Annotated in this window: 7 protein-coding genes; all 7 read right to left on the reverse strand. The window is 71.6% G+C overall.

Translation table 11 applies throughout. The features are described from left to right. Window positions 1-85: 85 nt before the first annotated feature. Window positions 86-1105, reverse strand: a complete 1020-nt coding sequence (hpnH, locus tag EES42_RS25810) for an adenosyl-hopene transferase HpnH (RefSeq protein ID WP_124720629.1) — start codon at window positions 1103-1105, stop codon at window positions 86-88. A gap of 5 nt (window positions 1106-1110) precedes the next feature. Further along, complete coding sequence (locus tag EES42_RS25815) at window positions 1111-1770, reverse strand: phosphorylase family protein (RefSeq protein WP_124720630.1); 660 nt, start codon at window positions 1768-1770, stop codon at window positions 1111-1113. Continuing rightward, entirely contained in the window at window positions 1770-3770 is a 2001-nt protein-coding gene (shc, locus tag EES42_RS25820; protein ID WP_124720631.1) for a squalene--hopene cyclase, read from the reverse strand. The genes EES42_RS25815 and shc overlap by 1 nt, the downstream gene beginning before the upstream one ends. 109 nt (window positions 3771-3879) lie before the next feature. Further along, window positions 3880-4983: a polyprenyl synthetase family protein gene (locus EES42_RS25825; protein WP_164495317.1), complete on the reverse strand. Its 1104-nt coding sequence runs from the start codon at window positions 4981-4983 to the stop codon at window positions 3880-3882. Then, window positions 4980-6368: a hydroxysqualene dehydroxylase HpnE gene (gene hpnE, locus EES42_RS25830; RefSeq protein WP_124720633.1), complete on the reverse strand. Its 1389-nt coding sequence runs from the start codon at window positions 6366-6368 to the stop codon at window positions 4980-4982. Before hpnE ends, EES42_RS25825 begins: the two co-directional genes overlap by 4 nt. A gap of 118 nt (window positions 6369-6486) precedes the next feature. Beyond that, window positions 6487-7407, reverse strand: a complete 921-nt coding sequence (gene hpnD, locus EES42_RS25835; protein WP_206433572.1) for a presqualene diphosphate synthase HpnD — start codon at window positions 7405-7407, stop codon at window positions 6487-6489. 29 nt (window positions 7408-7436) lie between these two features. Next, the gene (gene hpnC, locus EES42_RS25840; protein ID WP_124720635.1) at window positions 7437-8357 is read right to left on the reverse strand and encodes a squalene synthase HpnC; all 921 of its coding nucleotides are present in this window, start codon (window positions 8355-8357) and stop codon (window positions 7437-7439) included. Window positions 8358-8768: the final 411 nt, after the last annotated feature.

Genomic DNA, 8768 nt, shown 5'->3' on the forward strand with positions numbered 1-8768 from the left:
GCGCCGCGAGGGGCGGCGCATCGCGAGCGGCCGGGCCGGCAGCCCGGGGAGACCCAGTGCGACGGGTTCTCCAGCGGTCATGACGTCACCGGTTCCCGGAGACCGTCTCGCGCGCGGCGCGCAGGGATTCCTTCAGCGATCCCATGGTGGCGAGCACGGCGGTGGGCTCGTAGCCGCAGTGCGCCATGCAGTTGGCGCAGCGCGGGTCCTTGCCCCGGCCGTACTTGTCCCAGTCGGTCTCCTCGATGAGCTGACGGTACGTCGGTACGTAGCCGTCGCTCATCAGGTAGCAGGGCCGCTGCCAGCCGAACAGCGAGTAGTTCGGGATGGCCCACGCCGTGCACGGGAAGTCCGCCTTGCCCTCCAGGAAGTCCAGGAAGAGCGGTGAGTGGTTCAGCCGCCAGCGGGCCCGGTTGCCGCCCGCGAAGGTCTTCTTGAACAGTTCGCGGGTCTGCTCGACGCCCAGGAAGTGCTCCTGGTCGGGGGCCTTCTCGTAGGCGTAGGCGGGCGAGATCATCATCTCGTCGACCTTCAGGTCGTCATTGAGGTAGTTGAGGACCTCGATGATGGTCTGCGGGGTGTCGGTGTTGAAGAAGGTGGAGTTCGTGGTGACCCGGAATCCGCGCCGCTTGGCCTCCTTGATCGCCGCCACGGCCTCGTCGAAGACGCCTTCCTTGGCGACGGACTCGTCGTGCCGTTCCCGCAGCCCGTCGATGTGCACGGCGAAGGCGAAGTACGGGGAGGGCGTGAACTTCTCGATCTTCTTCCGGAGCAGCACCGCGTTGGTGCACAGGAAGACGTACTTCCTGCGTGCCACCAACTGCCGGACGATTTCATCGATCTGCGGGTGCATCAATGGTTCGCCGCCCGCGATGGAAACCATCGGGGCGCCCGATTCGAGCACGGCGCCCACGGCCTGGGCCACCGGCATGCGCTGCTTGAGCACGCCGGCCGGATGCTGGATCTTCCCACAGCCCTCGCACGCGAGATTGCAGGCGTACAAGGGCTCCAGTTCCACGATCAGCGGGAATTTCTCCCGCCTGCGGAGCTTCTGTTCGATGAGGTACGTCGCAACCTTGATGGACTGACGGAGCGGCATGGCCATCTGGCTCACCTCCTGGGGAGCAGCGAAGATCGGTGCCATTCGTAGAAAGCAGGCAGGACGGCACGGAGAACTCGGAAAGCCGATATTCCACCGCGCACGGTCCCGATGCGGACGAGCTCATGCTCCGGAGCATCCACGACCACCCGTACGGCGGCAACCGGGCGGGGCCCGGACCGCAGAGCGGTGCGCAGAGTGGCGGCGGACTCCATGTCCACCGCGATGGCTCCGGTGGCCCGCAGCCCGGCCCGCTCATGTCCGCGTACGACATGGGCGGAGCCGGTCAGCGGACCGGTGTGGACGGCGCGGCCGGGCACCGCCCTGGCCAGGGCCTCGGCGAGCAGGCCCGGGCCGGTACAGACCGTCGAGTCCCCGGCCTCCCGGGTCTCGTCGGCGACCACCAGGTCCCCGGGGTGCATGCCGGGCAGCAGCCCGGCGCAGAACCCGGAGGCCAGGACCGCCGTGCCGGGCGCCCGGTCCTCGCCGAGCGCCCGTGCGACGGCCGCCTCGGCGGCCCTGGGCCCCATGCCCGTACGGAGTACGGTCACCGGGCCGGGAGCCGCGCCGGCCCTGCCCCGGCCGCGGCGCAGGGCGAACTGCTCGATGCCGAGCGCACAGGCGATCAGCAGCGGAGCGGCGGAGCCGGCCGTCCTCGGGCCGTCGGCCATCAGGCCCCCTTGCGGGTGGCCGTGCGGTCGGCGAACGGTTCGCCGTACACGTATCGCCCGAGTGCGGTGAGCGGGAACACCTGACGGTAGAGGTGGTAGTTGATGGAGAAGTCCCACGGGAATCCGGTGCCGGTGAAGTACGGCTCGTCCCAGGAGCCGTCGGCCTGCTGGGTGGCGGTGAGCCAGGCCACCCCGCGCCGCACGGCGACGCTGTCCCGGGCTCCCGCGGCGAGCAGGGCGAGCAGCGCCCAGGCGGTCTGGGAGGCGGTCGAGGCGCCGTGCCCGATCCACTTCTCCTCCCGGTAGGAACGCAGGTCCTCGCCCCAGCCGCCGTCGTCGTTCTGCACGGACTCCAGCCAGCCGACCGCGCGGCGGATCGCCGGATGTGTCGCGGGCAGTCCGGCGGCCACCAGTGCGGGCACCACCGACCCTGTGCCGTACACGTAGTTGACGCCCCAGCGGCCGAACCAGGCGCCGCTCGCCTCCTGTTCGGCGAGCAGCCACTCGATGCCCCGCCGGGTGACCCGGTGTCCGGCCCGCCCCTCGACGGCGAGCATCTCCACCACGTGCCCGGTGACATCGGCGGACGGTGGGTCGATGACCTCGCCGAAGTCGCAGAAGGGCAGCCGGTTGGGGAAGGCGCTGGTGTTGTCCGCGTCGAAGGCGCCCCAGGCGCCGTTGCGGGACTGCATGCCGATGTTCCAGCGGACGCCGCGCTTGATCGCGGCCTCGATGCGGGCCCGGTCGGGGTGGCGGACCCGGCGCAGTGCGAGGACCACCTCGGCGGTGTCGTCGATGTCCGGGTAGTTGTCGTTGTGGAACTCGAAGGCCCAGCCGCCCGGGTTGAGCCGGGGGCGGCGTACGGACCAGTCGCCGGGCCGGACGATCTCCTCGCCGAGCATCCAGTCCGCGGCCTTGACGAGCGCCGGGTGGTCGGGGCTGACCCCGGCGTCGGCGAGCGCGATGGTGGCGAGGCAGGTGTCCCAGACCGGGGACTGGCATGCCTCGATCATGCGGGCGCCGTCCTCGCGCCACACGGCGAACCGGTCGAGCGATTCGAGGCCTGCGCGCATCACCGGGTGGTTCAGGTCGTAGCCGAGCAGGTGCAGGGCGATGACGGAGTACACCGCGGGGGGCTGGATGCCTCCCCAGCAGCCGTCGTTCTCCTGGCGTTCGATGATCCAGCGGGCCGCTGCGTTCATCGCGGTCCGGCGCAGCTTGCGCGGTGCGATCCGGTGGTAGACGTGCAGCGCCTTGTCCAGGCGCTGGAAGACGCCGTCCCAGCTGGCGGCCGGTGCGGGGCGCCTGGGCGGGTTCGGGTTGTCCGGATCGGTGTGCAGTTCGTCGAGCGGGAAGGGGGCCGGGCGTACCGGCCGCTTCGCCGAGACGATGGTGAGCGGCACAATGGTCTGGCGGGCCCAGCAGCCGAAGTCGTAGATGTTGAGCGGGGCCCATTTGGGAAAGAACATCAGCTCGGGCGGGAGTTCCGGCAGGTCGTCCCATTTCCACCAGCCGAACAGGGCCAGCCAGATCCGGGTGAAGACCCGGGCGGACGCGATGCCGCCCTGTTCGCGGATCCATCCGGAGGCGCGGGCCATGTGCGGTTCGTCCGGCCGGTCCCCGGCCAGCCGCAGGGCCACGTACGCCTCGATGGTGGTGGAGAGTTCGCCGGGGCCGCCGTGGAAGGTCGCCCAGGTGCCGTCACCCAGCTGTTCGCCGCGGATGAAGCGGCCGGCCGCCCGGACGGTGTCCGGGTCCTGGATACCGAGGAATTGACGGAGCAGCAGGTCCTCGGCGTCCATCGTGACGTTGGTGGCGAGGTCGCCCTTCCACCAGCCCTGCTCGTCCTGTCTGCCGAGGAGGTGCTCCACCGAGCGTTCCGCGGCCCGCCGCGCGGCGGCGAGCACGTCGTCCGCGGCGATGGTTGTGTCGGTCGGTTTACTGGCCGAGGCTGCGCGGGGGTTCACGGCCCCGGTGCTTCCGTCGGTCGTCGCTGTCATGGCTTCCCCTTCGTGCAGTCAGGTCCTCTGCTGTGCTGGGGTCTCCGTCGGCCGGCGCCCTGGCAAGGGCGCCGGCCGGCGACTGCGAGTCATATGGAGCAGATAGTGATCATCTCTTTCGTACGACGACGAAGTCCGCGAGCGCTGTGAGCTGCGCCCGCACGGTCTGCGGCATGTCGATGCGGTGCAGCGCCTCGATGGCGACCGCATGCTGTCGACGGGCCTCCTGGGCGGTCCACTCGCGGCCGCCCGCCTCCTCGATGAGTGCCGCACGGGCGGCGAACTCCTCTTCGGAGAAGCTGTCGAAATCGCTGCTCTTGGCGTCGGCGGCGAGCAGTTCGCCCAGGCGCTCGGAGGCCGGGCCGCCCGCGGCGAGCGCGGCGACGACCGGCAGGGACTTCTTGCGCTGGCGCAGGTCGCTCCAGGTCTGCTTGCCGGTGGACTCGGGGTCGCCCCAGATGCCGAGCAGGTCGTCGACGGCCTGGAAAGCGAGGCCGAGGTGGTAGCCGTACGCCTCCAGGGTGTCGGCGGTCCGGTCGTCGGCGCCGCCGAGGACCGCGCCGATGGAGCAGGCGCAGGCGAGCAGGGCGCCGGTCTTGTTGCCCTCCATCTCCAGGCATTCCTCGACGGTGACCCGCTCGCGGTGCTCGTAGGAGATGTCCTGGGCCTGGCCGTCGATGAGCTTGCGGCTGGCCGCGGTCAGCCGGCGGGTCGCGCGGCCCGCCTCCACGGTGCCGAGCTCCAGCAGGACCTCGTTGGCGAGGGCGAAGAGCGCGTCGCCGACCAGGATCGCCTGGGCGGGGCCGTGCACCTTCCAGACGGTGTCGCGGTGGCGGCGCTGTTCGTCGCCGTCCATCAGGTCGTCGTGCAACAGCGAGAAGTTGTGCACGAGTTCGACGGCCACGGCGCCGGGGACGCCGGCCTCGGCGGCGGCACCTGCGGCCTCCGCGGACAGCAGGGCGAGGGCGGGGCGGACGGCCTTGCCCCCGTCGCCGTCGGCGGGCTGTCCCTGGGCGTCGATCCAGCCGAAGTGGTAGGCGGCGACGGTGTCCATGGGCGGTGCGAGCCGGTCAACGGCGGCCCGGAGCACCGGCGTGGAAAGGGCCCGTCCGCGCTCCAGAAGCGCGGTGACGTCCGTGGTGTCGGCCACGGTGTCGAAAGCCGGATTCGCCGGGGTCACTGACTCTCCTCTTGTTCCGGTGGTACTGCTCATGCCGCCTCCTGCAGCGGATGTACGTGGGGGCGGCCGAGCGCCCGGAGGGCGGCGTCGGCCGCGCTGAACCCGCTGCGGACGGCGCCCTCCATCGTCGCGGGCCAGCCGGTGGCCGTCCATGCGCCGGCCAGGCAGAGGCCTGGGGCACGGGTGCGGGCACCGGGCCGCAGCCGGCCGACGCCGGGGGCGGGGGCGAAGGTCGCCGTGCGCTCCCGGGTCACGAAGAAGTCCCTGATGCCTGCCCCGCGTGCGGCGGGCAGGAGCCGCTCCAGCTCGGGCAGGTAGCGGCTGCGCAGTTCCGCGACGGGGAGGTCGATCTCCTCGTCGGCGGCGGACTGGGACACCGCGAGGTACTGCCCGGGTCCGGTGAGGCCCGAGGCGTCGGTGCGGTCGAAGACCCACTGGACCGGGGAGCCGAGCGCGGCGAAGAACGGGCGGCGCAGCACCTTGCGGTCGTAGACGACGTGCACGTTGAGGATCGGCGAGGTGCCGATGTCGAGCAGCCGCCCGGGTTCGTCGAGTGCGCCTTCGGGCAGCAGGTCGTGGGTCTCGCGCTGGGGTACGGCGAGGACGACGGTGTCCGCCTCGATCCGTTCGCCGCCGGTGTCCACGGTCCAGCGGCCCTCCTCCGTACGGGTGAGGGCCGCGGCCTTCGTGCGCAGCTCGGTGCGGACCCCGGCGGAGTCGAGGGCCTTGCGGGCCAGCGTGTCGTGCACCTCGCCGAGGGGCACGCTCGCCCAGCCGATGTCGGCGGCGCCGGGCTCGGAGAGGAGTCCGGTCTTGAAGACCTTCGCGGCCAGGGCCAGCGAGGAGTTCGGCGCGGTGGCATTCAGCGTGGCGACGCCGACCAGGTCCCACAGGGCCTCGATGGTGCGCGGCGACTGGCCGTGCCGGGCGAGCCAGCTGCCGAAGTCGACGGTGTCGAGCGCGGGGTCGTCGGGGTCGAGGCGGCCGAGCGCCAGTGCGGCGCGGCCGACACCGGCCCGCTCGGCGAGCGAGAGGTGCGGGTAGCCGGCCAGTCCGGCGGCCAGGTGGAAGGGCACCGGCAGTGCGTTGCGGCGCAACCGTCCCAGCCGGGGACCCGAGGGACGTCCGACGTCGAGAACGGGCACGTCCAAACGGTTTTGCAGGGGCGCCAGACGCGTCCCGTCGACGCGGTCGAGGAACCAGCGGTAGGCGGTGCAGCAGCGCAGATAGACATGCTGTCCGTTGTCGACCGTCAGTTCGCCGCGCCGGAAGGAGAAGGCGAGGCCGCCGAGCCGGGGCCGGCCTTCGAGCAGGGTCACGTCAAGCCCGGCGTCGGCGAGGCGCAGCGCCGAGGTGATGCCGGCGAGTCCGCCACCGATCACGACCGCGCGGGAGGAGCGCGGGGTGTCGTCCGTCATGCGTCCTCCTTTCGCCGGGTCACTTCAGTCAGGGACGTGTCGGCGCTACGGAGGGTTGATCGCCGGGCCGACCGGTTCTCCGTGTTGCACATGGTGCGCGAGAACTCCGCACGGCGCATCAGACACGCCCCCGGGTGGTACGCCGGGAAATGTACCGGGCGTCGAGCCCCGACAGTCCGCGCACCGCCACGTACGCCTTCTCGTGGCCCGGCAGCGAGACCCGGCCGCGCAGCACCGCCCCGGGGTCGCGCTCGATCCGGTCGAGCAGCCGCCGGTAGATGCCGGCCATGGCCGCGACACACGCGCCGCTGCGCCGGTCCAGCATGGGCAGCAGCCGGTAGCCCTCGGCGAACAGGGTGCGGGCGCGCCGCACCTCGAAGTGGACGAGGCCCGTGAAGTCCGCGCCGGGCGGCGGGGTGGCCCGGTGGAAGCCGGCCGAGCAGCCGAACTTGGCGAGGTCGTCGGCGGGCAGATAGGTACGTCCGTTGCCGGCGTCCTCGCGGACGTCGCGCAGGATGTTGGTCAGCTGGAGCGCGAGTCCGAGCGTGTCGGCGTACTCCGCGGCCCGGTCGGCGCCCGGGGCGCCGGGCTCCGTGCCGAAGACGCCCAGGCTGAGGCGGCCGATGGCACCCGCGACACAGCGGCAGTAGACCTTGAGGTCGTCCCAGGTCTCGTACGTCGCACCGCGCACGTCCATCAGCACGCCGTCGATGAGCTCGTCGAGCCCACCGAGCGGGAGCGGGAATCTGCGCGCGGCGTCGGCCAGCGCGACGGCCACCGGGTCGGTGTCGTCCTCGTCGACCGCTCCGTCCCGGATCCGGTCCAGGACGCTGCGGGTGCTCTCCAGGCGGGCCCGCTTGGTGTCCGCGTCCAGCTCGCCGTCGCCGATGTCGTCGACCCGGCGGGAGAAGGCGTACAGCGCCGACATGGCCTGCCGCTTCTCGGCCGGCAGCAGTCTGATGCCGTACGCGAAGTTACGCGCCTGCTGTCCGGTGACCGCCTCGCAGTAACTGTATGCGGCCTGTACCGGTGCCGACATGTACGTCGTCTGTCCCTCCACGGTCCGGCTCACCCCTCTCTACGCGCTCTTCGCAAGACAACTCCCACCTCGCGCAGCAGGCTGGGCTTGGTGGGCTTGGGCGGTCCGGGCAGTACGTCGAACCCGGCGGCCGCGATCGCGGTGAGGGCGGCGCGCCCCCCTCCCACGAATCCGGCGAGAAGCAGCTTGAGCCTGCCGTGGACGCTACCCACCAGCGGGGTGCCTTCATTCAGCAATTCCCGAGCGCGTTCGGCTTCGTACGCGACCAGCGAACGCACCGACGCGCCCCCCGAGGGGGCGGCCAGATCGGCCTCCGTGACATGGAACCGGGCCATGTCCTCGGCGGGCAGATAGATCCGGTCGCGGCCGAGGTCCTCGGTGACGTCCTGGAGATGCTCGACGATCTGCAGGGCGGTGCAGACGGCGTCGGAGCGGCGGATGCGTTCGGGGCCGGCGGTGCCGGTGATCTGCAGGACCAGCCGGCCCACCGGGTTGGCGGAGAGCTCGCAGTAGGCCAGGAGCTCCTCGTACGTCCCGTAGCGGCGGACCTTCTGGTCCTGCCGGTTCGCCTCGATGAGGCCGAGGAAGGGCTCCGGGGTGAGCGCGCAGCGCCGCACGGTGGGGAGCAGGGCGCGCAGCAGGGGGTGGCGGGGTCCGTCGCCCGAGGTGTCGAAGACCCGGTGCAGATCGGCCTCGAAGGCGTCGAGCACGGCGAGCCGGTCGTCGGCCCGCGCGGGATCGACGCCGAGGTGGCGGGCGTCGGCGCCACCGGGGGCGAGATCGCCGTCGCCGATGTCGTCGACCAGGCGCGCGTAGCCGTAGACGGCCATCAGGTCGTCGCGCCAGGCACGGGGCAGGAAGAAAGGGGCTACGGGGAAATTCTCGTCCGCTGCCTTGTCGAGGGTGCTGGGTACGGCGCCGTCGGGGTGCGCCTGCCGGGTACTGGTCACCACGGACCGCCCGGCGCTGGGACGGCGTGAGCACCTCGGAGCTGGAGATTTTCCGTCATTGCCGTCACATCTCCCGTTCTACACTGCTGACCCAAAACATCCCATTCCGGACACGCCGCCCGCTCTGCCGAGTGCGGAGCGCTGCCTACGGGCCGTACGGCCAGGCACTATCGCCCCACTTGCCTCGAATCAGCACCGCTACAGCTTACGTTGTACAACGCTCATCCATACGGCGGGGTGTCGGGCGCGTTGCGGTAACGCTTTCCGCCCTGCCAACCTTCCCCGCACACAAGGGGATTGACGTCATCCGACGGGACGAGATCCTGACCGCGGCATACCGCCGGGCGTGGAGAGCGCCGGCGGTGGTCCGCGGCCCGGACACCGGGGCGGCCCCCGCCGGAATGCTCCGGC

This window comes from Streptomyces sp. ADI95-17 (assembly GCF_003846175.1).
GTDB classification, from domain to species: domain Bacteria; phylum Actinomycetota; class Actinomycetes; order Streptomycetales; family Streptomycetaceae; genus Streptomyces; species Streptomyces sanglieri.

Excerpts from the sequence above, each read along its gene's own strand:
- hpnH (WP_124720629.1), bottom strand. The coding sequence starts at position 1,105 with ATGGCCATGCCGCTCCGTCAGTCCATCAAGGTTGCGACGTACCTCATC.
- shc (WP_124720631.1), bottom strand. The coding sequence starts at position 3,770 with ATGACAGCGACGACCGACGGAAGCACCGGGGCCGTGAACCCCCGCGCA.
- EES42_RS25825 (WP_164495317.1), bottom strand. The coding sequence starts at position 4,983 with ATGAGCAGTACCACCGGAACAAGAGGAGAGTCAGTGACCCCGGCGAAT.
- EES42_RS25815 (WP_124720630.1), bottom strand. The coding sequence starts at position 1,770 with ATGGCCGACGGCCCGAGGACGGCCGGCTCCGCCGCTCCGCTGCTGATC.
- hpnD (WP_206433572.1), bottom strand. The coding sequence starts at position 7,407 with ATGTCGGCACCGGTACAGGCCGCATACAGTTACTGCGAGGCGGTCACC.
- hpnE (WP_124720633.1), bottom strand. The coding sequence starts at position 6,368 with ATGACGGACGACACCCCGCGCTCCTCCCGCGCGGTCGTGATCGGTGGC.